This window comes from Enterococcus sp. BWR-S5, assembly GCF_016745255.1.
Lineage (GTDB): Bacteria > Bacillota > Bacilli > Lactobacillales > Enterococcaceae > Enterococcus_L.
Genome location: NZ_JADOEQ010000003.1, coordinates 1 through 25,550, shown reverse-complemented (window position 1 = coordinate 25,550; position 25,550 = coordinate 1). Strand labels below are relative to the sequence as shown.

The following is a 25,550-nucleotide window of genomic DNA, read 5'->3' as shown; positions in this document are numbered from 1 at the left end:
TTCAATCAAGCATGACAGAAAAAGAAGAACAAGGTTCATTTTACTGACTGTCCTTCTTTTTTCCTCATACGATTTTTTTAATAAAGATTGTAGTATTTATTGAGATATCCGCTTTTTACTTCTTCCATGCCTCTGGATTTTGTTTCCATTCCTTCAGCAAGGCTAAGTCCTTTTCTTCAATATACTGTGATTCCAGAGCGGCTTCCAACAAAGTAGAATAATTTGTCAGTGTAATTAAATCAATGTCTTGTGCTGCAAAGTTTTCTTTTCCTTTAGGCAATTCATACGTAAAAATTGCTGCGACACCTAACACGTCTGCTCCTTCACGTTTTGCTGCTTCAGCTGCTTCCAAAACGCTTCCTCCGGTAGAAATCAAATCTTCAATAATAACCATTTTCTGCCCTTCAGAAATACGTCCTTCAATCTGATTGCCTTTGCCATGCTCTTTTGCCTTACTACGAATATAAACCATAGGCAGGTCTAAAATATCAGCTACCCATGCCGCATGAGGAATCCCGGCAGTTGCTGTACCAGCAATGACTTCTACCTCTGGATAGGCTTCTTTGATTTGGTCTGCCAAGCCTTGTGCAATTTCTTTACGAATCATCGGATAGCTCATTGTAATACGATTATCGCAATAGATTGGACTTTTAATGCCGCTTGCCCATGTAAATGGATCATTCGGGCTTAAGAAAACAGCTTCAATTTTCAATAAATCCTTGGCAATGTTTTTTGCTAATTCAGTCATTTATTTTTCCCCATTCCATTCTTTTTTAATTGTAAGATAGGCTTGATACGGCTCCTCCGCCTGCGTAATTGGACGTCCTACGACAATATAATTTGAGCCTATTTCGGCCGCCTGTGCAGGTGTCATTACTCGTTTTTGGTCTCCAGCGTCACTTCCCGATGGTCTGATTCCAGGAGTCAGACATACAAATGAAGAAGAAGTCTTTTCCTTAATCAATGCGACCTCTTGAGCAGAACAAACAACGCCATTCAGTCCAGCGGTCTCAGCACATTTTGCATAGTGCTGGACACTTTCTTTTAAGGATACCTCAATCAGCTGATCGTGATGCATCTCCGCCTCACTTGTTGATGTCAGCTGTGTCACAGCAATCAATACAGGAGTCGGGCAACCCTCGTCCTTGCCAGCTTCCAAGCCTCGTTTGGCAGATTCCATCATTTTGATGCCTCCCGCAGCATGAACATTGGTCATATCCACACCCAGCTTCGCCAGCCCCTTCATTGCATGCTCGACAGTATTCGGAATATCATGCAGCTTCAAGTCAAGAAATACAGAATGACCGGCAGCTTTTAACCATCTGACAATTTCAGGTCCTTCCTGATAAAATAGCTCCATCCCAACCTTGACGTATAATGACTCAGTTTTCGGGAATTTAGCTAAAAAATCGGCTACGGCTTCTTTTGAAGGAAGGTCTAATGCGATTATTGGTCGATGACTCATGATTGGCGCTCCTCTCTCACTTCTTTTCTTAATTGCTCCAATGATTCGATGCCCAACTCAGCCATACGAATCGGTAATGCTTCAATCAATTTAGGACAAATATACGGATCGGTAAAATTCGCTGTACCAACACCGACTGCACTTGCTCCCGCCATAAACATTTCCAGTACATCATCAACCGTCTGAACACCGCCCATTCCAATGATTGGCAACTCCGACACTTGTGATACCTGATGGATTAATCGAATAGCAACCGGTTTAATGGCCGGTCCTGACAATCCGCCTGTGCCATTTGCTAAAATCGGCTTTCTTGTTTTCAGGTCAATTCGCATACCCAATAACGTATTAATCATACTAAATCCGTCTGCACCACCGGCTTCAATCGCCTTGGCAATCGGTACGATGTCCGTTACATTTGGAGAAAGCTTCACATAGATGGGTACTTTCGCTACTTTCTTGACAGCTTGGGTCAGCTGGAAAGCCACATCGGGATCAGTTCCAAAGGCAATTCCACCATGCTTTACATTCGGACATGAGATATTCAGCTCGATTGCTTTAACATTTGGCGCATCCCCAATTTTGGCACATACTTCTACGTAATCTTCTTCACAAGCACCCGCAACATTGGCAATTATTGGTAGATTGTATTGCTCAAGAGCAGGCAGTTTTTGTGTCATTACTGCCTCTAAACCCGGATTTTGCAGACCAATGGCATTCAGCATGCCACTTGGTGTTTCCGCTACACGAGGAGTAGGATTACCAAATCGAGCTTCTGCAGTTGTTGCTTTAATCATGATTGAACCAAGCTTCCCAATATCATAATACTTTGCATATTCCTCTCCAAAACCAAAACAGCCGCTGGCAGGAATAATCGGGTTTTTCAAGTCTAACCCCGGAATATGAATCGCTAAAGGATTTTTTTCCATTACAGTACAACCTCCTTCGCTCTAAAAATGGGCCCTTCGTCACACACCTTAACACTTTTCGTACCCGTTTCATCATCAGGAACATGGCAAACACAAGCGTAGCAAGCACCCATGCCACAAGCCATCCGTTGTTCTAAAGAAAGGAACACATTTGGATTTTCTTCAAATAGCTGAGCTACTGTCTTTAACATTCCGTTTGCGCCGCAAGCAAATACTGCAGCCGGTGATTCTTCTTTCATCGCTTCCATCAGTAAATTACCGACATTCCCGTGTACCCCAAAGGAACCGTCATCTGTAGCAAATCTTGTATCACCTAAACCAATAAACTCATCTTGAAAATAGGCAACCTCCTTAGAGGCATATCCCAGAAAATGAATCACTTCAACGCCTTTTGCCTTAAGCTGTCTAGATAGCTCGTACATTGGAGGAATACCAATACCTCCACCAACGACAAATGCTTTTTGTCCCGGACTCAGAAACGAAAGATCATAACCATTGCCTAGCGGGCCCATCACATCCAGCTGTTCTCCAACGGACATGTTAGAAAAATAAAGTGTGCCGTCTCCCTCTGTTCTATAGATAATTGAACAGGTTTTATCTTCCTTATTGATTTGATTGATGCTGATTGGTCTTCTTAGAAGTAAATCTTCTCTCGGGACCTTAATATGTAAAAATTGTCCAGGTAGTCCCATTTCATTGACCAGTTCACCAGTCAATGTTAACTGAAAAATTCTGGGTGCCAGCTGTTTTTGTTCAACGATCGTCATCATTTCCTGTTTCATTGTCCGACTCCTTCTATCCTGTATTTTTGTTTCTAAACACGTTGAAGCCCTTGTCTATATGCTAACATAAAATTGCCAGTATCTTTTCTGTATCAAAGAACGATTTCACTGCTTTCTGCTTTTTCGCTAGGCAGAAAGCAGATTCATCGCCTAATTGCTCTACAGCAAATTCCCTATCAATTACTGTAGATACGTCTTATATCGCTTCTGTTGAGAAGGCTCTTGATTCCAATACCTTTAAGATTGCATTAGCTGTATCCAGAGAGGTAAATAATGGCACACCATGCTCAACTGATTCTCTTCTGATAATGAAGCCATCTTCATTTACAGAAGAACGGTTTTTATCCATCGTATTGACTACCACCTGTGTTTGTCCGTTACGAATCAAGTCAACAACTGTTTCCTTGCCCTCTTGCTGCTCCTCAATCTTCAATACTGTTTTTACGCGAAGTCCGGCTTCTGCAAAATATTTCGCTGTTCCGGAAGTCGCCACGAGACTGTAGCCGATACTATTGAAGCGTTTCGCAAGCTCCAATGCTTCTTCTTTGGTTTCATCCGCAATCGTAAAGAGTACTGCGCCATAGCTTGGTAAATGCAGACCAGATGCTTCGAAAGCCTTATAAAGAGCTTTTTCCAAGCTGTAATCTGAACCCATAACCTCACCAGTTGATTTCATTTCAGGGCCAAGATAGGTGTCTACTTTTTGCAGCTTCGTGAAGGAGAAGACAGGTGCCTTGATATGAACCTGTTCGCATTCCGGATATAAGCCATCTGAGTAGCCAAGCTCTTCCAGTTTCTCACCAAGAATGGCCTTTGTTGCAACCTGAGCCATTGGAATACCGGTGATTTTACTTAAGAATGGCACTGTCCGACTGGCTCTTGGATTAACCTCAATGACATAAACTGTTTCTTCATGAATAACAAACTGAATGTTCATCATCCCAATGCAGTTCAGACCAAGAGCAAGTTTTTTCGTGTATTCAGCAATCGTTTCTTTAATCGACTCAGAAAGTGTCTGCGGCGGATAAACGGCCATTGAATCTCCTGAATGGACACCCGCACGCTCGATGTGTTCCATAATTCCAGGTATCAAAACTGTTTCTCCATCACAGATGGCATCAACTTCACATTCACGTCCAAGCAAATAGCTGTCTACCAGAACCGGATGCTCAGGAGAAGCTTTCACTGCATTACGCATGTAATCCTCTAGGTCCTTCTGATTCTCCACGATTTCCATTGCCCGACCGCCTAATACATAGCTTGGACGAACCAATACTGGATAACCAATGCGGTTAGCAATCGCAACTGCTTCACTTTCACTGATAGCTGTATCTCCGGGAGGCTGTGGAATGTTTAACTGATTTAACGCTTGTTCAAATAAATCTCTATTCTCAGCACGATCCAAGTCTTCAATCGTTGTCCCTAAAATCTTCACGCCGTTTTTTGTTAAAGGCTCAGCTAAATTGATTGCCGTTTGACCGCCAAACTGAACGATGACACCGATTGGCTGTTCCAAATCAATGACATTCATCACATCCTCTAAAGTCAGCGGCTCAAAGTATAGCTTATCAGAAATCGAGAAATCCGTTGATACTGTTTCAGGGTTGCTGTTCATAATAATCGCTTCATAACCAGCTGCTTGTATTGCCTTCACAGAATGAACCGTTGCATAATCGAATTCAACCCCTTGACCTATTCGAATCGGTCCTGATCCTAAAACTAATACAGATGGTTTCTCTGAACGAATACTTTCGTTTTCAAATTCATAGGTGCTGTAGAAATATGGTGTTTGAGATTCAAACTCTGCCGCACAGGTGTCCACCATTTTATAAACAGGGATAATGCCATGATTTTTACGAAGCGCAACGACGGCCTCAGCTGTTGTATTCCAAAGCTCAGCAATTTTACGATCCGTGAATCCATTTTGCTTTGCTTCCTTCAATATATCTAGGTCATTGATGTTTTCCGCCAGCTCATTTTCCAGCTCGACAATATGCAGCAGCTTATCCAAGAAGAACAAATCAATTTTTGTTAGTAAAGCCAGTTCTTCAATCGTATAGCCTCTTCTCAATGCTTCTGAAAGATAGAATAAGCGATCATCCTGTGCTTTGACTACTTTCTCTGTTAAGGCATCGTCAGAAACATCCTTTAACTCTTTCAGCTCATTATGATGTGTGCCGATTTCCAGTGAACGAACAGCTTTCAGTAGCGATTCTTCAATATTTCTGCCAATCGCCATGACTTCGCCTGTAGCTTTCATCTGTGTTCCTAACAGACGGTCTCCCTTTTCAAACTTATCGAAAGGCCAACGGGGAATTTTCGCTACAACATAATCCAAGGCTGGTTCAAATTCTGCATAAGTTGTTCCTGTAACAGGATTTTTCATTTCATCCAAGGTCAGACCGACAGCAATTTTCGCTGCCAGCTTTGCAATCGGATAACCTGTGGCTTTACTTGCCAATGCAGAGGAACGAGAAACTCGAGGGTTTACCTCAATGACATAATAGTTAAAACTATGTGGGTCCAAAGCTAGCTGAACATTACAGCCACCCTCAATTTTCAATGCGCGAATAATTTTTAAGGAAGCATCTCTAAGCATTTGATATTCATAATCTGATAATGTTTGGCTTGGTGCAAATACGATAGAATCCCCTGTATGAATCCCCACCGGATCGAAGTTTTCCATGTTACAAACAACAATGGCGTTGTCTGCTGAGTCACGCATAACTTCATATTCGATTTCTTTAAAGCCAGCAATACTTTTCTCAATCAGACATTGTGTCGCCGGAGAAAGTTTTAAGCCATTTTCAGCAACGATTCTCAGCTCTTCTTCATTATCACACATGCCGCCGCCTGTCCCACCAAGTGTAAAAGCAGGTCGAACAATAATTGGATAACCAATCTTATTCGCAAAAGCAACTGCTTCTTCCACCGTATGAACAATATCACTTTCAGGAATTGGTTGACCTAGTTCTTCCATCAGTTGTTTGAACAGGTCGCGATCCTCTGCCTGATCGATTGCACTTAGCTTTGTTCCTAATAGCTCAACATCCAGCTCATCAAGAATTCCTGAAGCTGCCAGTTCCATCGCCATGTTCAAGCCTGTTTGTCCGCCTAGCGTAGGTAATAACGCATCGGGACGCTCTTTACGCAAAATTCTTGAGACAAATTCCAAGGTAATGGGTTCAATGTATACTTTGTCGGCGATTTCCTTATCTGTCATAATTGTTGCAGGGTTTGAGTTGACTAATACAACTTCGTAGCCTTCTTCTCTTAATGCGAGACATGCCTGTGTGCCTGCGTAGTCAAATTCCGCAGCTTGTCCAATAATGATTGGTCCTGAACCGATAACCATAATTTTCTTAATATCTGTACGTTTAGGCATTTCTCTGCTCCTTCCAGGCATCCATTAATTCCATAAATTCATCAAACAGGTGGAGTCCATCATGTGGACCAGGTGCTGCATCCGGATGATATTGAACAGTAAATGCAGGGAATTCTCTATGTCTTACCCCTTCAACTGTTCCATCGTTGATTTCAATATGAGTGACCATCAATTTTTCAGGGTCAATTGTTTTCTCGTCTACCGCATACCCATGGTTTTGTGAGGTAAAGTCAATACGACCTGTGGCAATTTCTCTTACCGGATGGTTTAAGCCGCGATGACCAAACTTCATTTTATACGTATCAGCGCCATTGGCTAATGAGAACAGCTGATAGCCTAGACAAATACCGAAAATCGGTACTTTTCCTTGAATTTCTTGAATCATTTCAATGGCTCCCGGTACGTCTTTAGGGTCTCCCGGTCCATTCGTCAGCATCACACCGTCAGGATGAAGATCCAAGATAGTTTGAGCATCTGTATTATAAGGAAGTACGGTCAGATTACACTGTCTTTTAGATAGCTCTCGTAAGATACTATGCTTTAGACCAAAATCTACAACTACGACATTTCTACCTACTCCCGGACTTGGGTACGGCTTCGTTGTAGAAACTTGCGCTACTTGATTATGAGGCAATACAGTTGCTTTCAGCTGATCGAACAGATGATTCAGTTCGTCTCCCTTATCAACCAGCATCCCCTTCATCGTTCCTACAGAACGCAGTTTCTTTGTCAGAGCACGTGTGTCAATCCCGGCAATCCCCGGAATTCCTTTACGCTTTAGAAATTCATCTAAAGTCAACTGATTCCTCCAATTAGAAGCCAGACGTGCAAATTCTTTCACGACTACCCCTTTACATGTTGGTGCAATCGATTCATAGTCATCACGATTGATTCCGTAGTTTCCTACCATCGGATAAGTAAAGGTGATAATCTGACCATTAAAGCTTTGGTCAGTAATTGTTTCCTGATAGCCAGTCATACTTGTTGTAAATACGACTTCGCCTACTACATTTGCATCTGCTCCAAAGGCCTTTCCTTCAAAGACAGTTCCATCTTCTAAAATAAGTAATCGCTTCAACGTCACACTTCCTCCTTAGCCCATACCAGCTTTCCATCCACAAAGGTCATCAATGTATTTCCTTTAACCTTCCAACCGACGAATGGGGTATTGACTGCTTTTGATTCAAACTCTTCATCATTAATTGCTTCTTCCAGTGTTAAATCGAAAATCGCAATATCTGCTGCACCACCGATTTGCAGTGTTCCTGCGCGTAAACCGAAAATTTCTGCCGGTTTAACTGCCATCCACTCAACAACCTGTTCTAATGTGAATCTTCCTGTTTCTACAAAGTGTGTGTAGATAAGCTGAAAAGCTGTTTCACTTCCCACAATTCCGAACGGCGCTTTTAGGAAAGTTTGATTTTTTTCTTCTAATCCATGAGGAGCGTGGTCCGTTGCGATGCAGTCAATCGTGCCGTCCAACAGTCCATCAATCAATGCCTGTCTGTCTGCTTTTCCTCTTAGCGGCGGATTCATTTTCCAAAAACCATTGTCCTCAGGAATATCTTCATCAATTAATAACAAGTGATGAGGAGAAACCTCAGCTGTCACATGAATCCCGGCACGCTTAGCATCACGAATGACCCGTACGCTTTCTTCTGTAGATACATGACAAACATGATAATGAGCACCCGTTTCTTTTGCCAAAGTAATATCTCTAGCAATCTGAGAAGCCTCAGTAGCACTTAGAATTCCGGGAAGACCTAACTTTTTAGAAATTTCCCCTTCATGCATGACACCACCGAATAACAAGGATTCGTCTTCCGTATGTGCAACAAGCGCCATATTATTTGCAGCCGCTTCTTTCATTGCCAGATACATCGTACCTGCAGTTTGAACGCCAACGCCATCATTGGTAAAGGCAAATGCGCCGGCTTCTTTCAAAGCTTTTTGGTCTGTCAATCGCTCACTGCGCAGCTCTTCTGTGATGGGTGCATATTGCAACACTTTAACAACAGCATCTTTTTGAATAATATCGTAGATTTCTTTTAACTTTTCAGCTGTATCAGGTACCGGATTCAGATTTGGCATCGCGCAGACAGTGGTAAATCCACCTCTGGCAGCTGCTTTACTTCCAGTTTCGATTGTTTCTTTATAGGTAAAACCTGGTTCTCTTAAGTGAACATGCACGTCCACCAGCCCAGGCGTGATAAGCTGACCTTTGGCATCATAAACTTCATCAAATTGCGCTTCATCGAAAGATTTTCCAATCGCGTAGATTTTTCCCTCTTCAATCCAGATAGAGACCTCTGTTAATTCATTGTTTTTTTCTACAATTTTCCCGTTTTTAATCAATGTTTTCATACGTTGCCACCTACGCCTTTCCTGCTAGTACAGCTTCTAAAATCGCCATTCTCATGTATACACCATTACTCATTTGCTGAATGATTCTTGATTGGATACTTTCTACAAGTGAATCTGCCAGTTCTACATCACGATTGATAGGAGCCGGATGCATAATAATTGCTTGTTTCTTCAAACGTTTGGCACGTTCTACAGACAGTCCATACTGCTGATGATACCCTTCCTTGGAAAAGCTTTCCGTGCCATCATGACGCTCATGTTGCACGCGAAGCAGCATCATCACATCTACATTTTCAACAATATCATCCAAATCGCCATACTCGCCATAAACATCAAACTGCGAGTCATACCATTCCTCCGGACCGGAGAAATAGATTTCTGCCCCAAGTCTCTTAAGCATCTGCATATTGGATTTTGCCACTCTGGAGTGTGTCAAATCCCCTACGATGGCTACCTTCAAGCCTTCAAAGTAACCAAACTCTTCATAGATTGTCATCAAGTCCAGCAGACATTGCGTCGGATGCTGTCCACTGCCATCACCACCATTGATGATGGAGCATTGAATTGTTTTACTTTGAATCAGCTCATCGTAATAATTCTCCTCCCCATGACGAATAACTGCTACGTCTACTCCGATAGCAGACATTGTCAGAACCGTGTCATACAAGGTCTCACCCTTTTGTACTGAGCTGGTGCTTGCTTCAAACTCAATTACCTCAAGCCCCAACTTCTTTTCTGCGACATCAAAGCTCTTATGTGTTCGTGTGCTGTTTTCAAAGAAAAGATTCGTTGCAAAGTATTGTTTTCCTGCCGATTGCCAGACAGCTCCCTTTTTGAACTCCTGCCCTCGTCGAATCAACCCCATCACTTCTTGATCACTTAGTGCTTCAACTGTCAGCAGATGCTTCAAGCTGACACGTTCTGATGTATGAATCATTCGTCATTCCTCCTTGTGTATTTTGTGACTAATAACTTTAATACGTTACTCTGTTTTTACCTTCGTTCGTTTGCCTACACACTTATAGAAAAGAATGCTTCCTGTTTTTACCGCATTCTTTTGTAGTTCCTCAGACTAAATATCCACTTCTTTTTGTGTGCCTTCACTTCGTGCATGTGCCGGTAATACCAAGTTTAGTGTAATTCCTAAAACAGTTGCCAAAGCCATACTGGTCAACTCAAAGCCGCCGATTTTCAGGTATGCCCCACCAATTCCGATAACCATAATCGCAGAAGTGATGACTAAATTTCGTTTCTGGTCATAATCGACTTTGTTGTCAATTAAGATTCGTAATCCGCTAGAAGCAATTACTCCGAACAACAGAAAGCTGATGCCGCCGATTACCGGTGTTGGAATACTTAAGATTAAAGCACTGACTTTTCCAATAAAGCCTGCCAAGATTGCCAGAACAGCTGCGCCACCAATAACATAGACACTATGAACCTTCGTGATTGCCAATACACCAATGTTTTCTCCGTAGCTTGTTGTTGGCGGTCCACCTGTAAAGCCTCCGATAATCGTTGACAAACCGTCCGCAAGCAACGTTTTGTTCAAACCAGGTGATTTGAAGAAATCTCTTTTCGTAATTTTGCTCAATACCATCAAGTGCCCCATATGCTCTGTCATCGTAACAAAAGCGATTGGTGCCATACTCGTTAGTGCTGCCAGCGAGAAGCTCACATCGTAATCAATGAAAGGAAGCTGGAATGCCGGCAAGCTGAACCATGCAGCTTCAGATACAGGCGTTAAATCCACGATTCCAACAATCATTGCAAAGATGTAGCCGGAAACAATTCCCAGTAAAATTGGAATCAAACTCAAGAAACCTTTTAGATACATGTTGAAGAAAATTGTAATTCCTAATGTAAATAATGCCACCATAAAATACTTACTGTCATAAACCGATTCCCCATTCGCCAAGGTTTTATACATTGCCTGATTCGAGGCGGTTGAAGCTAAGCCCAGGCCGATAACCATGATTACCGGACCTACGACAACTGGTGGTAACAGCTTGTTAATCCAGTCAGAGCCGATTTTAGCGATAACTAAGGCAACGATCAGATAAACAATCCCCGCATAAATAATTCCCTGTGCTACCGCAGGATAGCCTTGTGTTGCCATCAATGCATTGATAGCTGAAATAAAGGCAAAGCTGCTTCCTAGATAGGCCGGTACAGACCCTTTTGTTATTAAAATATATAGCAACGTACCGACACCTGAACTAAATAGGGCAATGCTTGGCTCTAATCCAGTCAATATTGGTACAAGTACATTTGCGCCAAACATTGTAAACAAATGCTGTAGGCTCAGCCCCATCCATTGCAAGGGCTTTGGTTTATCATGAATATCCAGTACAACATCTGTATTTCTAAACTTCTCTTCCATCTTTCTTCCATCCAACTCTCTTCAACAATTAATTTATTCTGCTTCTTTTTTGATTAAGATACGGTCTTTCCCGTCAAGCTCTTCCATTTCCACAACAATCTCTTCTTTAATGGACGTTGGAATATTTTTCCCTACATAATCTGCACGAATCGGCAGCTCTCTGTGACCTCGATCCACTAATACTGCCAGTGAAATCTTCTTTGGTCTGCCTAAATCAATCACAGCATCCAGTGCTGCACGGATTGTTCTGCCTGTGAATAGTACATCATCGACTAAGATTACTTGTTTTCCTTTTACAGAAAATGGAATGTCAGAAGAGTGAAGCTCCGGCTCTTCCAAGGTGTCATCTGCAACATCATCTCGATAAAGAGTAATATCCAGTTCACCAACAGGAACATCAATGTTTTCCAGCTGCTTCAATCGTTCCGCAATACGGGCTGCGATGTAAATTCCTCTTGTTTTAATCCCAACCAGAACAATGTCCTGAATTCCTTTATTTCTTTCAATGATTTCATACGTGATACGTGTCAATGCTCGTTTCATTGTTACCGCATCTACAACTTCTTTGCCTTGCATGTTATTGCCTCCTTATATAGTGAAAATTTTATTTTAATCATTGTTCCTCCTGTTTGTTATTCCGGCAATTTATGTAACATCGGTCAGAATAACAAAAAAACTCCTGCCCAAGAAGGCAGGAGGATAGCTTACTAGTTTACAAAAGTATACTGTAATACATACAGACCAACATCAAGCGCACCTGATTACATCTGCATGTGTCCTTCTTAGCCTCACGGGACTACTCTTAAAGGAATAATATTTAACTAGGGATAGTGTACCTTTTATTCAATAATAAATCAATGATTATTTCTTAATTGATCCAAAGTTTTTTCAAAAATCTCAGGAAGCGGCGATTCAAACTCCATATATTCACCTGTTGATGGATGAATAAAGCCAAGTGTCTTCGCATGTAAAAATTGTCCGTTCCCTTTTAGCGTCTTTTTCGGGCCATATAACGGGTCACCTGCTACTGGATGACCAATGTATTTCATATGAACACGAATTTGATGTGTTCTGCCAGTCTCAAGCTGCAATTCAATTAGTGTGTAGTCTTTAAATCGTTCTACCACTTCAAAATGTGTGACTGCCTCCTTGCCATTCTCGATAACAGCCTGCATTTTTCGATCAACCTTTGACCGACCAATTGGGGCATTGATTTCACCCTTTTCATGACCAATCTCACCATGAACCAATGCTAAATATTTTCTAACTGACGTTTTTTCCTTTAATTGTTCAGCTAACGACTCATGTGCTTTATCATTTTTGGCTACCATCAATAAACCTGATGTATCCTTATCAATCCGATGGACAATCCCCGGACGAATAACACCATTGATAGAGGAAAGGTCTTTGATATGATACATTAACGCATTGACCAGCGTGCCATTCGCATGACCTGCAGCCGGATGGACAACCATCCCCTGCGGCTTATCAATGACTGCTACATCTTGATCTTCATATACAATCGTTAATGGGATATTTTCTGCTTCAATAACCAGCTCTTCCGGTTCAGGAATGTTTATTTCAATTTGATCCTCAGCCTTCACTTTATAGTTTGAACGAACAATCTCACCATTTACTGTAACGAGCTGCTCCTTCAACCAAAGCTGAATTTGCGATCTTGAATAGCTTAGCTGCTCACTCAAGACCTTATCAATTCGGCCTTTCTCTTCTTTTACTGTAAAATTAATTTGCTCCATGCTTTGCCATCCTTCGTCTATTCATAATAATTATTTCTTTCAACTTTTTCTATGATTTTCCCTTTTTCTCTGCACGTTCCTCCAGAATTAAATGGATGAATACACAAGCAACACCAATGACCAATGCCATATCTGCAATATTAAAAATTGGAAAATCAATAAACTCTGTCTTCAGCATGTCCACAACATAGCCTAAACGTAACCGATCAATAAAATTCCCCAAAGCTCCGGCCAAAATCAGACTCAAGCCAATCGTAAACCATTTGCTGCTCTTGATATTTTTCACAAGAAGATAAAGCAAGACAGCAACTACAGCTACCGTCATAATGTAAAAGAACATCATTTTACCTTCTAAAATGCTCCATGCGCCACCTGTATTCCTAATATACGTGAATGAGAGAAAACCTGAAATAAATTCCTTCGTTTCTCCTAACTGGATATTCTCCACCGTTAAATATTTTGTCCATTGATCAAGACCAACAATCAATGCACTGATAACCAGATATATTGCTAACAACAAAATCATTCCTTTTCACCATTATTGTATAGGTCTCTTGGACGAATGATGCCCAACAGATTCCCATTTGGATCGCCATCCTTGGTAATTAATACAGCTTCCAGACGATCCCGCTGCTCAAACAGCTCTTCTACGTGATATACATTTGTGTCCTTATCAATAAACTGATAATTTCCCTGTTTATAGTTATCTGCCAGTAAGTCACCAGCCGTTTTTCCATCCAGATGAATAGTACCTTTGCTGTTCAAACTTTCAACAGCCATCCAAATTCCCAAGCCTCTTACCGTAATTAAGCCTTTAAATTGTCCCGAATGATAAATAGGAAATTGCGAATACTGCTTTTTTGCAACAATTTTCAAAATCTCTTCCAACGCTATGTTCATTTCAAAGCCAGTCACATGCTTGGCAAATTTAGGCAACACCTTCTCCGGTGCAATCAGTTGTTCTTCAATAGACGTAATTCGCTGCACAGCCCATTGATTTGGCTCAGCAATTACAAAATCCGCTGCAATTCTCTCATGAACAATCGCATTGCGAAGCTGCGCCAATTGTAAAAGGTCGTTTTCCAATGGAGCTACCTGCGATTGTTTTTTCCTGGCCATTCTTCTAGTCATCTCGCTGAACCCCATACTAGATGGATTATTTAATTGCTCCTTCAGCCATTTCTCGATTCGATTAAAGCTGTTCAAAAACTGTTCTGCATTATGCCCCATCATTTATCTCCTTGATTATGTACGCCTTTTTTAACATAAAAAACATAAAAATGAAGTAAAGAAGCAAAAATACCAGGATTGCCGCAATTGACATCCCAACAAGAGGAATCATCAGCATTAAAACGAAAAATACCAGATAGTTAGACAATAAGATAGGACTCATTGTGATTTCCAGCTCTTTCTCTGAAGCATCATTCTTTAAATAGAGTATTTCACTTTTCATAAGATAGAAACGAACCTGAACCTCTATTTGCTCTTCAGACACTTCCATTGTCTTTTCCGAATTATTGGCAATCATGAACCAGCGCTCACCGTTCTTCAGCACTTCAATCGGTGTCGCCATTCCATAAAATCCTGTTTTTCGTGTCACATGAACATCCATCGCTATCCCTCCATTGCAACTCCTAACAAGTATATAATAAAACATGCGGATAGAAAAGAAGAACCGTTTTTATTTGGTCGTTTCCCTCTACAGAAAAAAAACTGCCGATATCATCTACCGCAGTTGTTCGCTTTGCCATTCTCTCATTTTTGAGCACAAAAATAGTCTGACAAGTGTTTTTCTTCTTTTCATACACATCTGAATTGAGGTTCTTATGTCCACTCAATCCTTATCATTAAACACCTGTCAGACCATATTCAGTTAGTAAGGAGTTGCTCAAATTCCCACGTTCCTTTCTTGATTGCCAGTTCGGCTTCCGTCTTCAATGCTATACTGCACTGTTCACTATTCCCCTGTACTTGTTCTACAGGATTATTAGGGAATTTCTATTACCCCTTACACCTATTTTATACCATATTTCTAACGATTTTGCAAGCGCTTTCTACTGAACATGAAATACTATTGATAGCTTTTCTATTTATCAAAAGAAATAATGCTTCATTCGAAATATTTCTTCTATATTCTTAGTTTCATTCAAAAAAACTCAGCTGAAATTTCCTCACAGCTGAGTTTCCTAACTTATCTCTTAAAACAACCCGATAGCATTTCCATCCTTATCGATATCCATATTCAGTGCTGCAGGTTTTTTCGGTAAGCCCGGCATTGTCATTACATCACCTGTTAGCGCGACTACAAAGCCCGCTCCAAGCTTTGGTACCAGTTCACGGATTGTTACAGTGAAGTCCTCCGGCTTACCAAGCTTAGTTGGATCATCCGATAATGAATACTGGGTTTTTGCCATACAGACCGGCAACCGATCCCAGCCATATTTCGTAAATGTTTCCAGCTGTTTTTGTGCCTTTGGAGAAAATGTGACTTCCTTACCGCCATATATTTTTTTGACAATGGTTTCTATTTTTTCTCCAAGACCAATGCCCATCGAGTAAATTGTCCGGAAATCTGCTGATCCCTTATCTATCGTCTCAACGACTGCTTTAGCCAGCGCTTCGCCGCCCTCTGCTCCTTTTTCCCAAACCTGAGTCAATTCAACAGGAACACCCGCTTCGGCACAAAGCTCAAGGAGGATTTCAACTTCTTTTTTCGTATCACTAACGAACTCGTTGACTGCAACAATAACTGGCAGACCGTAGCTTTCCATATTTTCAATATGCTTTTTCAAATTGGCAAAGCCCTTTTTCAAAGCAAAAACATTTTCAGTGCTTAACTCATTTTTGGCAACGCCGCCATGCATTTTAAGCGCTCGAATTGTAGCAACAATCACTACTGCATCTGGTGATTTTTTCAAGTTAGGCACTTTAATATCAAGAAATTTTTCTGCTCCCAAATCCGCACCAAACCCAGCTTCAGTCACAACATAGTCACCTAGCTTCAATGCTGTTTTCGTTGCCAAAATACTATTACAGCCATGAGCGATATTGGCGAATGGTCCCCCATGAACCAATGCAGCTGTACCATAAATTGTCTGAACCAAGTTTGGCTTGATCGCATCCTTCAGCAACAGAGCCAGTGCGCCTTGAATCTCTAAGTCACTGACAGTAACTGGTTCACGATCGAAGGTATAGCCAATAACGATGTTACCTAGTCGCAGCTTCAAGTCTTCTAAATCCGAAGCAAGACAAAGGATTGCCATAATCTCACTGGCTACGGTAATATCAAAGCCATCTTCTCGAGGAACGCCTTGAATCGGACCGCCCAAACCAACAATTACTTGTCTTAATTCCCGATCATTTAAATCAACAACACGCTTCCAAATAATTCTTCTTGCATCTATATTTAGTTCATTGCCTTGTTGAATGTGGTTATCCAACAAAGCTGAGAGGGCATTATTAGCCGTTGTGATTGCATGCATGTCTCCGGTAAAATGAAGGTTGATATCTTCCATCGGCAATACTTGAGCGTATCCGCCGCCGGTCGCTCCCCCTTTAATCCCCATTACAGGTCCCAAGGATGGTTCTCTAAGAGCAATAACTGTCTTTTTCCCGATTCGATTTAGTGCATCACCCAGACCGATTGTCACCGTTGACTTTCCTTCCCCCGCAGGAGTCGGATTGATTGAGGTAACCAGAATTAATTTTCCGTCCTCTTCTTTATCCAGACGCTTCATAGATGGAAAATCAATTTTTGCCTTGTATTTCCCATAAAATTCCAAATCATCTGCATGTAAATCAATGGATTCTGCTACTTTTTGAATGGGCTGCAGTTCTACTTCTTGTGAAATCTCGATATCTGTCTTCATTTTTTCCTCTTTTCCCGAACTTTATCCTGTTACTCGTTTATTTTTGTTAAGATATTTTTTATTATAACCCTTCTTTTTTCACTTTTCCATGATTATCTAACAGCTTTTCCAAAATGTTGACCTTTTCTTTGTTTGTCATTATAATGAGACTAGTTTCAAATCTCAAAGGAGCGTGAACAGAATGGAAAAAGGTTTCGTTAAATGGTTCGACAGCAAAAAGGGATATGGATTTCTTGTATACAACGAAGAGGAAGAAATTTTCGTTCATTTCACAGCAATAGAAGAAGAAGGTTTCAAAAATCTTGAGGAAAATCAAGAAGTAACATTTGAAGTTGTTGAAGGTAATCGCGGACTTCAGGCTGCTCACGTGAGAAAAGTTTAAATGATTATAAAGAAGCTGAGATTTTACGATTGTCAGACGGATAAAACATTTCCGTTTAAGTAATCGCTAATTTTCTAAGCTTCTTTTTTATTGCAAAGGTTCCGCTACTTCTTTAAACGCCTCTAAAAAAATAACTCTTCTATTAAAATTTAACGTTTGTCTGTCATACTTTCTTCTGTTTTTTCTCCAGGAACAGCTAAAGCCTTCTCATACGCCTCTTTGGTTACAATGTCAGCAACATGAACATTTACCTCAACTACTTCAAGATTGGTCATTCGCTGTACTTCCTCTGAAATTTCTCTCTTTATTTCTCGAAAAATTTTCGAAAGATTTTTTCCAAATTCAATAACAATCGCTACATAAATTTTTACTTGTCTTTTTTCTACCTCAAGCGTTAATCCCCTACTTGATTCCGATACTTCAGCTAAAGGAACTGTTTTTTCTGTAGGAAATAGCTCTCCCTCTGCAGACAGCAAGCCCTCTATGTTGTTTAGTGAAGCCTCGACAATCGTTTCCAGAATCTTTTCTTCGAAGGTTAATGCAGGATCAATTGTTTCTTTTTCAGCCATATTTTTCCTCTCGCTTTCCTATCGATGACGATAATCACCAACATTCTATATACTTATAGTAAAGAACATCGTCGAAAAAAACAAAAATATGTATTTATCATTAATTAGATTCTCTCTTATTTAAACAAAAAAACTGCCTCATTTGGGTTAATGAGACAGTAAAAGGAGTTTTACTCTAAAAATAGAGTAAAGTAAAAAAATAAAAGGTTGTTAGGGTTTTATTATAAACTTTATCAAACTAAGTGTCAATTAATTTTTATAAAATAACATTTTTATAATTTTAGAACTATTTCTACAAAACTATTTCTTGTTGTGAAAAGTATAAAGTAATGGCTCATTTAGAAGAAGCAACATCGTCAGCCTTTTTACTTCTTCCCTGATATTCTATCTTTTTTTCGTCCAACTACTTTCTAAACTGTATTTTTTCCTAAAAAGTAGTTGGTTCTCGCTTCCCTAAGCTGTAGTATTTTGCTTATCAACACCACTACCATCATTGCATAACAACTTAATAGGCAGATTGCTACTTCAAGCTGAATAGGTATCGACACTATGTCAAAAATGAATAAACAGTTGACTGCCACAATGATGCAAACCAACCCTTTCAGATGAGATGACAGCCAAACAAACTTACCAACACTACGTTTTTTCAGTCCAATAATGAACATACTGAGAAAATGCGTGAGCAAATAGATTAGGAGAAAGCTTCCCAGCCCTTCACTGAAAAACGACAGCTTAAAGGTACTGCCTACTTTGAGTACAAGCAAAATACAAATTGGATGGATGAAATAGTAATAGTGTGATAACTCTCTCAATTTTGCAGTATTAAAGGGCAGTCGAACAGTTGTTGTTATTCCCAAGAAAAACAAGATAAAGCTAACTGGGACCAGAGCAATTAGAAAGTTGCAATCCAGTCTCAATATATTGAAGACAACGATCCCCTCTACGAAGAGCAATGAACAAGAAAAGAGAAGTCCCAACTTAAACTGATTTCTAAATTGTAAAAGCTTTTCTTCATAATCAGAGAGAAAGAAGCCTATAGCTGTAAAAATCAAGCCGTAAAATAAGCCATTTCTGGTAGTAAAAAACAGTCGGATAAATCCATCGAAAAGTGTTTTGAACCAGTCACACGTTATCAACCCATAATACGTCTCCAGACTGCCCAATAAATAAAGAGAAAAGGCAATGAAAAAAATCCACTTATAGGAAAGATAGTGACGTACTTTAGCAATAATTAAAATGGATAGAATCAATGCCGGGATATACCACAGATGGTAGTAGGTGCCTGAATAGGATAGACCAAACAGCAAGGCTGCAGGGTAAAGAGACTGACTAATAGATAAATTTTGATTAATCCAGTCTAAACCAATCGGAATAAAGACGACACTCCAAAAGAGATACTCCTTAACCAAATGAAACAATTTCGTTTTGAGATACGCACCATTTTCTGCAGTACTCTTTCGAATGAAATAGGCGCTGCTAACAAAGAACAGAGGAACAGCTATTCGGCAAAGAATATTTTTCACTAAAAAATTTAGCCACTCATTCCCACTAATTTGATTGCTATGAATGCAGACAACCATAATTGCTGCAATAAATTTTAGTAAATCAATCATTTGGAGACTCTTTTTTGTATTTCTCACTTACTTGTTCCTCCGTCTACTTTTCAGATAGTACTTTCAGTTTAGAAAAGATTCCTCTTGGTGTCCTCCACCTTAAGAATGAACTTTCAATACAACTATTACATGAGTCTCTTGTTGTTTCCTCTTCTAAAAAAATTCAATTGTCACCCTCTATACTGACTTTCGACGTTTTCTTCCTTCTTTAAAACTCAGAGAATTTTTCTGTTTTCTCAAAAAAATAAAACAATTGTTATTTTTTCGATAGAAATACGCGTTTTTTCTCTTTTATGATATTGACTTCCTTATTTTCTTAGTAGAAAATGATAAACAGGAGGTAGATTGATGAGAATAATTATTTTTGGGGTTGTTCTTTTTGTTGCTGCTTATATTTCTTATACAGTAAATCCCAGTCTCTTTGCCCTTTTGAAAGAGCCGAGATCACTCATCAAGTTGACTTTTTTTCTGGGAATCATTCTTGTTGCTTTTCGAAAAAAAACAACTATTGATGAAGGCGAATAGACAACTATTCCATTTATAATGCACTCAATATTCCCGTATAGCTAGAGCTTTTATTAGAAAATCTAACCTCAAAAAAACACCGAAAAAAGATAAGCTCTTTTTCGGTGTTTTTTAATTGATTATTATCTTACAGACGTTCGTTTAGCTCTTTTGCTAACTCTTCAAAGCCTGGTTTGCCAAGTAATGCAAACATGTTTTTCTTGTACGCTTCTACTCCTGGTTGGTCGAATGGATTCACACCATTAAGATAACCTGAAATCCCTACTGCGATTTCAAAGAAGTACATTACATATCCAAGTGAATAAGCATCCATTGTAGGAACTTTGACGATCATGTTTGGTACATCACCATCAGTATGCGCCAACAATGTACCTTCAAAGGCTTTTGTATTCACATAGTCGATTTCTTTTCCTTGCAAATAACCTAATCCATCCAAGTCTTCATCCTGTAGTGGAATAGTTAATGAATGGCGAGGTTTTTCGATTTTAACAACTGTTTCAAATAAGTTACGCATGCCATCTTGGACATACTGACCCATAGAATGCAAGTCTGTTGAGAAGTCTGCCGCTGCCGGGAAGATACCTTTTTGGTCTTTCCCTTCTGACTCACCATAAAGCTGTTTCCACCACTCAGAGAAGTAGTGCATTCCTGGTTCGTAGTTAATCAGCATTTCAGTTGTTTTTCCTTTACGGTATAAAATGTTACGTAATGCAGCATACTGATACGCAGCATTTTCTTTTAAATCAGTTGTTGAAGCATATTCTTTACGCGCATCATTGGCACCTGTCATCAGGCCATCAATATCCGCACCACTAACAGCGATAGGCAATAAGCCAACTGGTGTCAATACGGTGAAACGTCCGCCAACATCATCCGGAATAACAAATGTTTCCCAGCCCTCAGCGTCTGCTTCAACTTTTACAGCACCTTTTGCTCGGTCAGTTGTTGCGTAAATACGTTTGTTTGCTTCTTCTTTACCATATTTTTTAATCAGTAATTCTTTGAACACACGGAAAGCAATCGCCGGTTCTGTTGTTGTTCCTGATTTAGAAATAACATTGACAGAAAAATCACGGTCTCCGATTACATTGATTAGGTCAACTAAATAAGTTGAACTGATACTGTTTCCTGCAAAGAATACTTGAGGCACTTTGCGTTCCTCTTTTGTTAATGCATTGCTGAATGAATGCTGTAAGAACTCTATCGCAGCACGTGCACCTAAATAAGAGCCCCCGATTCCAATGACAACAAGCACATCTGAATCAGATTGGATTTTTTCAGCTGCTTTCTTGACACGGGCAAACTCATCTTTATCATAATTTTCAGGTAAATCAATCCACCCTGTAAAATCATTCCCCGCACCAGTTCCCTCACGTAACGCTTTATCAACAGCATCTACCTGAGTTTGCATATATTCCAATTCATGATCAGCAACAAAAGGTGCTAATTTGGAATAGTCAAATTTAATGTGTGACATTCCTTCTCCTCCTTGAAAATAAACTTAATACACTACTACTTTACGTTTTTTTGCAACTTTAATCAAGTAATTTATAAACGTATAGACCAATATAAAAGCTGAATGAGCCGATTAGCTCATGAGTGATATAGAAAACTGACATAGAGGTGCTTTTTTCCTCTATAGGCAGTTTATCTTATCATCGATTGAGTTGGCTCATGAAGCTAGATAATACTAAAAGCTGAACGAGTCGTTTAGCTTTTAAGCAATAAATGAACTATACTAAGCCTTGACTAAGCATCGCTTTCGCTACTCGTTCAAATCCTGCCACATTGGCTCCTAAAACGAAATTATTTTCCTGTCCGTATTCCTTCGCTGTGTCACGGCACATCTCGAATATATTTTTCATAATATCGTCCAACATGCCATCAACTTTTTCAAATGACCATGATAAACGCTCTGAGTTTTGACTCATTTCCAAAGCAGATACAGCAACTCCACCAGCATTCGCTGCCTTACCAGGACAGTAAAGAACACCATTCTGTTCAAAGACATGAACTGCATCAAGTGTACATGGCATATTTGCTCCCTCTGCCACAATCTTCGCACCATTTTTTACTAAAATAGCTGCTTGGTCTGCATTTAATTCGTTTTGTGTTGCACATGGCAATGCAATATCATAGGCTTCCTTAAGGTCCCAAACAGATTGTCCATCATGATAAACTGCATTTTTACGTGTCTCAATATAAGTTGAGATTCTTTCACGTTTCTTCTCCTTAATCTCTTTCACAAGCTCAACGTCAATTCCTTCAGGATCATAGACAAATCCATTGGAATCTGAGCAGGTCAAAACAGTTGCGCCCAACTCTTTTGCTTTTTCCATTGCATAAATGGATACATTCCCACTACCTGAAACAACCACTTTTTTCCCTTCAAAACTATCATTCAAATCATTCAGTAGATGGCGAACAAAGTAAACTGCACCATATCCTGTCGCTTCTGTTCTCGTTTGACTGCCCCAATAGGTTAGAGGCTTGCCTGTAAGAACGCCGGCGTCGTAATTTCTGATTCGTTTGTAAGTGCCGTACAAGTACCCGATCTCTCTGGCTCCTACACCTATATCTCCAGCTGGTACATCTGTATTTGGTCCGATATGCTTATGAAGCTCGGTCATAAAGCTTTGACAAAAACGCATAACCTCTGCATCAGATTTGCCTTTAGGGTCAAAGTCACTACCGCCTTTTCCGCCGCCAATAGGTAACCCAGTCAAACTGTTTTTAAAAATCTGCTCAAAAGCCAAAAACTTCAACACACTCAAGTTAACACTTGGGTGGAAACGAAGACCACCTTTATAAGGACCAATCGCAGAATTGTATTGAATACGATACCCACGATTCACACGCCAGTTCCCTTGATCATCTTGCCAAGGTACTCTGAATTGAATCACTCTTTCAGGCTCAATCAGCAACTCCAAAATATTTGCTTCCGCAAACTCAGGGTTTTTAGCCAAAAATGCCTCCATACTAGGTAAAAATTCATCAATTGCTTGCAAATATTCCGTTTGCCCGTTATCCTTTTCTCCAAGCTTTTCCCGAATCTCTTCTACATACTTTTTAATATCCATACATTCACCTTCCTTTAAGTTTGTTTTAATTTTACCCTAATTACTGAATTTTTCCACTTATATTTACAGAAAAAATGAAAAAATATGTGAATCACGTCAAATTGATAGAAAAAAGCCTGATTTCTAGTACCTAAAAAGTAAAAACTGCTTTTCTTGAAAAAGAATATTCAACAAGAATCTTATGAAAGAAATTGCGATTCCTTTGCTATATACTTTGTGCAAAGGTCACTTTTCGTGTAATGAAGCTTTCATAGGAATTATATGGTCGAAAAACAATTTTATGGTACACTATTAACTGAAATGGAGGATGAAAATGAACAAATTTGATGTAATCATCATTGGTGCAGGTACAAGCGGGCTGATGGCTGCCATTTCTGCAGCAGAAAATGGCAGTCGTGTCCTTTTGCTGGAGAAGAACAAACGAATTGGAAAAAAGCTGCTTCTAACAGGTGGTGGTCGATGTAATGTAACCAATAGCCATTCGCCAGAGGAAATCATCGCACATATTCCAGGTAACGGAAAATTCTTATATAGTGCATTCTCCCAATATAACAATCAAGACATCATTCAATTTTTTGAGTCAAATGGCACAGCTCTAAAAGAAGAGGATCATGGAAGAATGTTTCCGACAACGGATCGTTCTCAAACCATTGTCGATACATTACATACAAAGCTGAAAGAGCTGGCGGTTACTCTATATACAGAAGCACAAGTTAAAAAAATACTAAAAAAGGACAATCAAATCATTGGTGTAGCACTGGAAAATCAGAAGTTCTATGCTCCCTGTATTATTCTGGCAACTGGCGGAAAAACGTATCCGTCCACTGGGTCTACGGGTGATGGCTATCGTTTTTCAGAAAAGCTCGGCCATTCGATTACCCCACTATACCCAACTGAGTCGCCCATTCGATCAGAAGAAAGCTTTATAAAAAACAAAGTACTACAGGGAATTTCTTTGAGAGATGTTCAACTCTCTGTGTTGAATACCAAAGGAAAACCAATTGTTTCTCATCAGATGGATTTATTGTTTACGCATTTTGGGATTTCTGGTCCGGCAGCCTTGCGCTGTTCAAGCTTTGTCAATCAACAATTGAGAGCAGAACCAAAACGACCAGTCCAGCTTTCGTTGGATATTTTTCCTGAAACCTCTGAAAAGAAATTGACTGCAGACCTCAAAAGAAAAATTCAGGCCGAGCCTGAAAAACAATTAAAAAATATCTTCCGACAACTAGTACCAGAGCGTTTGCTTGAGTTCCTATTGGAAAAGGAACAACTCAATGACATAAAAGGAAGACAGGTCTCTGAGCAGCAGATGACAGCTTTTGTCCACAGCTTAAAAGATTTCCGGCTGACTGCCAGCGGCACATTTCCCTTAGAAAAATCCTTTGTAACGGGCGGCGGAATTTCTTTAAAAGAGATTCAGCCTAAGACAATGGAAAGCAAGCTCATTCAAGGTCTGTTCTTCTGCGGTGAACTATTAGATATCAATGGCTATACAGGAGGCTATAACATCACTGCTGCCTTAGTAACCGGTCATACTGCCGGAAAGCATGCGAGTGAATTAGCTGAGTACACAGGCTATGTTATAGAGGAATACTAATATGAGTAAAAACAGATAGCTTTTTCCAGTAACTGGCTCTCAATTGTAACTGCTAGCCAATGTACTTGTCTGTTTCTCCGCTTACTACGACATACAGAAAAACAGGTCGTACGCTGAGCTACAACTACAGCATGAGAAAATAATTAAAAGAAATCAGTCAAAAGGCTGATTTCTTTTTCTGAAAATCATGGGAAAATAGATTCATACAGGAGGTGAGCACAATGAAAATCAAACTAAAAAAACAAACACATTGGGGCTGCATGAAACCTTTAACGGTTTATGTAAATGATAAAAAACAAGGAAAATTATTCAACTGTATTTCGATGGAACTGGATGTTCATTCAGGAGATGAAATTAGTTTTAAAGAAGGTCCGTTGCCTACATTCAAAAAAATTGAGGTTTCTTCTAATACAAGAGAAATCGTGATTACAAATTCAAACAACTTACAGCAATTATTTGCGAAGCTTATGCTATTATTTTTGATTCTTGTTGCTTCTTGTCTGCTGATTCAGTCTATGTTGACATTTTCAGCTTTAGGCGTTGCACTTCTTCTAGGTTTTCTTTACCTTTTCAGAGTACAGTCTTACCGTTTCGAAATTGACGGTCAGTCTGAATGGCATACTTTTTCAGACTCAATGCGACTTTACAAATGACAATACTATTCCAAATGATTTACTATATAAAAACGGCTGAGCCAGAGGATTGGTTCAGCCGTTCTTTGATTAACGACTTTAGTCGGTTTCAATCACTAAAGTGATTGAAACAAAAAAACCACGCGTACTGCGCGTGGAAGAAGTAGCTTTAGCGATAAAACTCCTTTCGATATACTAGATAAAGGCTACCAACCGTT

At 39.8% G+C, this 25,550-nt stretch carries 23 protein-coding genes; 4 read left to right on the top strand and 19 right to left on the bottom strand.

The window, feature by feature from the left end; all coding sequences use genetic code 11:
- Positions 1–115: 115 nt before the first annotated feature.
- The 15 genes from pyrE to IW510_RS04770 form a co-directional block, all read right to left on the bottom strand.
- Positions 116–748: an orotate phosphoribosyltransferase gene (gene pyrE / locus IW510_RS04840; protein ID WP_202057477.1), complete on the bottom strand. Its 633-nt coding sequence runs from the start codon at positions 746–748 to the stop codon at positions 116–118.
- Positions 749–1,465, bottom strand: a complete 717-nt coding sequence (gene pyrF, locus IW510_RS04835) for an orotidine-5'-phosphate decarboxylase (RefSeq protein WP_202057475.1) — start codon at positions 1,463–1,465, stop codon at positions 749–751.
- Positions 1,462–2,391 (bottom strand): dihydroorotate dehydrogenase, encoded by a 930-nt coding sequence (locus IW510_RS04830; protein ID WP_202057471.1) that lies wholly within the window; start codon positions 2,389–2,391, stop codon positions 1,462–1,464. Before IW510_RS04830 ends, pyrF begins: the two co-directional genes overlap by 4 nt.
- Positions 2,391–3,197 (bottom strand): dihydroorotate dehydrogenase electron transfer subunit, encoded by an 807-nt coding sequence (locus IW510_RS04825; protein WP_330932581.1) that lies wholly within the window; start codon positions 3,195–3,197, stop codon positions 2,391–2,393. The genes IW510_RS04830 and IW510_RS04825 overlap by 1 nt, the downstream gene beginning before the upstream one ends.
- Positions 3,198–3,369: 172 nt before the next feature.
- Entirely contained in the window at positions 3,370–6,558 is a 3,189-nt protein-coding gene (gene carB, locus IW510_RS04820; RefSeq protein WP_202057468.1) for a carbamoyl-phosphate synthase large subunit, read from the bottom strand.
- Complete coding sequence (locus tag IW510_RS04815) at positions 6,551–7,636, bottom strand: carbamoyl phosphate synthase small subunit (RefSeq protein WP_202057466.1); 1,086 nt, start codon at positions 7,634–7,636, stop codon at positions 6,551–6,553. The genes carB and IW510_RS04815 overlap by 8 nt, the downstream gene beginning before the upstream one ends.
- 2 nt (positions 7,637–7,638) lie before the next feature.
- Complete coding sequence (locus IW510_RS04810) at positions 7,639–8,922, bottom strand: dihydroorotase (RefSeq protein ID WP_202057459.1); 1,284 nt, start codon at positions 8,920–8,922, stop codon at positions 7,639–7,641.
- A gap of 10 nt (positions 8,923–8,932) precedes the next feature.
- Positions 8,933–9,859 carry an aspartate carbamoyltransferase catalytic subunit gene (locus tag IW510_RS04805; RefSeq protein WP_202057457.1) on the bottom strand — a complete coding sequence of 309 codons (927 nt, stop codon included), beginning with the start codon at positions 9,857–9,859 and terminating at the stop codon, positions 8,933–8,935.
- A 135-nt stretch (positions 9,860–9,994) separates the two neighbouring features.
- Positions 9,995–11,305, bottom strand: coding sequence for a uracil permease (gene uraA / locus IW510_RS04800; protein WP_202057455.1), 1,311 nt, complete (start codon positions 11,303–11,305; stop codon positions 9,995–9,997).
- Positions 11,306–11,338: 33 nt separating this feature from the next.
- Positions 11,339–11,881 carry a bifunctional pyr operon transcriptional regulator/uracil phosphoribosyltransferase PyrR gene (gene pyrR, locus IW510_RS04795; RefSeq protein WP_202057453.1) on the bottom strand — a complete coding sequence of 181 codons (543 nt, stop codon included), beginning with the start codon at positions 11,879–11,881 and terminating at the stop codon, positions 11,339–11,341.
- A gap of 278 nt (positions 11,882–12,159) precedes the next feature.
- A complete protein-coding gene (locus tag IW510_RS04790) occupies positions 12,160–13,062 on the bottom strand; it encodes an RluA family pseudouridine synthase (protein WP_202057449.1) in 903 nt (300 codons plus the stop codon).
- Between the two features lie 49 nt (positions 13,063–13,111).
- Complete coding sequence (gene lspA / locus IW510_RS04785; RefSeq protein ID WP_330932580.1) at positions 13,112–13,579, bottom strand: signal peptidase II; 468 nt, start codon at positions 13,577–13,579, stop codon at positions 13,112–13,114.
- A gap of 5 nt (positions 13,580–13,584) precedes the next feature.
- Positions 13,585–14,292 carry a CBS domain-containing protein gene (locus IW510_RS04780; RefSeq protein ID WP_202057443.1) on the bottom strand — a complete coding sequence of 236 codons (708 nt, stop codon included), beginning with the start codon at positions 14,290–14,292 and terminating at the stop codon, positions 13,585–13,587.
- Complete coding sequence (locus IW510_RS04775; RefSeq protein WP_202057441.1) at positions 14,282–14,674, bottom strand: hypothetical protein; 393 nt, start codon at positions 14,672–14,674, stop codon at positions 14,282–14,284. Before IW510_RS04775 ends, IW510_RS04780 begins: the two co-directional genes overlap by 11 nt.
- A 586-nt stretch (positions 14,675–15,260) precedes the next feature.
- Positions 15,261–16,931 carry a formate--tetrahydrofolate ligase gene (locus tag IW510_RS04770; protein ID WP_202057439.1) on the bottom strand — a complete coding sequence of 557 codons (1,671 nt, stop codon included), beginning with the start codon at positions 16,929–16,931 and terminating at the stop codon, positions 15,261–15,263.
- A gap of 181 nt (positions 16,932–17,112) precedes the next feature.
- On the opposite strand from IW510_RS04770, the gene IW510_RS04765 reads away from it, so the two are divergent.
- Complete coding sequence (locus tag IW510_RS04765) at positions 17,113–17,313, top strand: cold-shock protein (protein ID WP_202057437.1); 201 nt, start codon at positions 17,113–17,115, stop codon at positions 17,311–17,313.
- A gap of 149 nt (positions 17,314–17,462) precedes the next feature.
- Here the strand turns inward: IW510_RS04765 and IW510_RS04760 are convergent, their stop codons facing one another.
- Positions 17,463–17,882 (bottom strand): Asp23/Gls24 family envelope stress response protein, encoded by a 420-nt coding sequence (locus IW510_RS04760; protein ID WP_202057435.1) that lies wholly within the window; start codon positions 17,880–17,882, stop codon positions 17,463–17,465.
- A gap of 410 nt (positions 17,883–18,292) precedes the next feature.
- Positions 18,293–19,522 carry an acyltransferase gene (locus IW510_RS04755; protein WP_330932577.1) on the bottom strand — a complete coding sequence of 410 codons (1,230 nt, stop codon included), beginning with the start codon at positions 19,520–19,522 and terminating at the stop codon, positions 18,293–18,295.
- Positions 19,523–19,843: 321 nt separating this feature from the next.
- Here IW510_RS04755 and IW510_RS04750 point away from each other — a divergent pair, with 321 nt between their 5' ends.
- On the top strand, positions 19,844–20,020 hold the full coding sequence (locus tag IW510_RS04750) for a hypothetical protein (RefSeq protein WP_202057433.1): 177 nt from the start codon (positions 19,844–19,846) through the stop codon (positions 20,018–20,020).
- A 127-nt stretch (positions 20,021–20,147) separates the two neighbouring features.
- Here IW510_RS04750 and IW510_RS04745 read toward each other — a convergent pair whose 3' ends face one another.
- The gene (locus tag IW510_RS04745) at positions 20,148–21,497 is read right to left on the bottom strand and encodes a glucose-6-phosphate isomerase (protein WP_202057431.1); all 1,350 of its coding nucleotides are present in this window, start codon (positions 21,495–21,497) and stop codon (positions 20,148–20,150) included.
- A 256-nt stretch (positions 21,498–21,753) separates the two neighbouring features.
- Positions 21,754–23,100 (bottom strand): NADP-specific glutamate dehydrogenase, encoded by a 1,347-nt coding sequence (gdhA, locus tag IW510_RS04740; protein WP_202057429.1) that lies wholly within the window; start codon positions 23,098–23,100, stop codon positions 21,754–21,756.
- Positions 23,101–23,413: 313 nt separating this feature from the next.
- On the opposite strand from gdhA, the gene IW510_RS04735 reads away from it, so the two are divergent.
- Both IW510_RS04735 and IW510_RS04730 read left to right on the top strand, forming a co-directional pair.
- Entirely contained in the window at positions 23,414–24,700 is a 1,287-nt protein-coding gene (locus tag IW510_RS04735; protein ID WP_202057424.1) for an NAD(P)/FAD-dependent oxidoreductase, read from the top strand.
- Positions 24,701–24,921: 221 nt separating this feature from the next.
- Positions 24,922–25,353 carry a hypothetical protein gene (locus IW510_RS04730; protein WP_202057422.1) on the top strand — a complete coding sequence of 144 codons (432 nt, stop codon included), beginning with the start codon at positions 24,922–24,924 and terminating at the stop codon, positions 25,351–25,353.
- Positions 25,354–25,550: the final 197 nt, after the last annotated feature.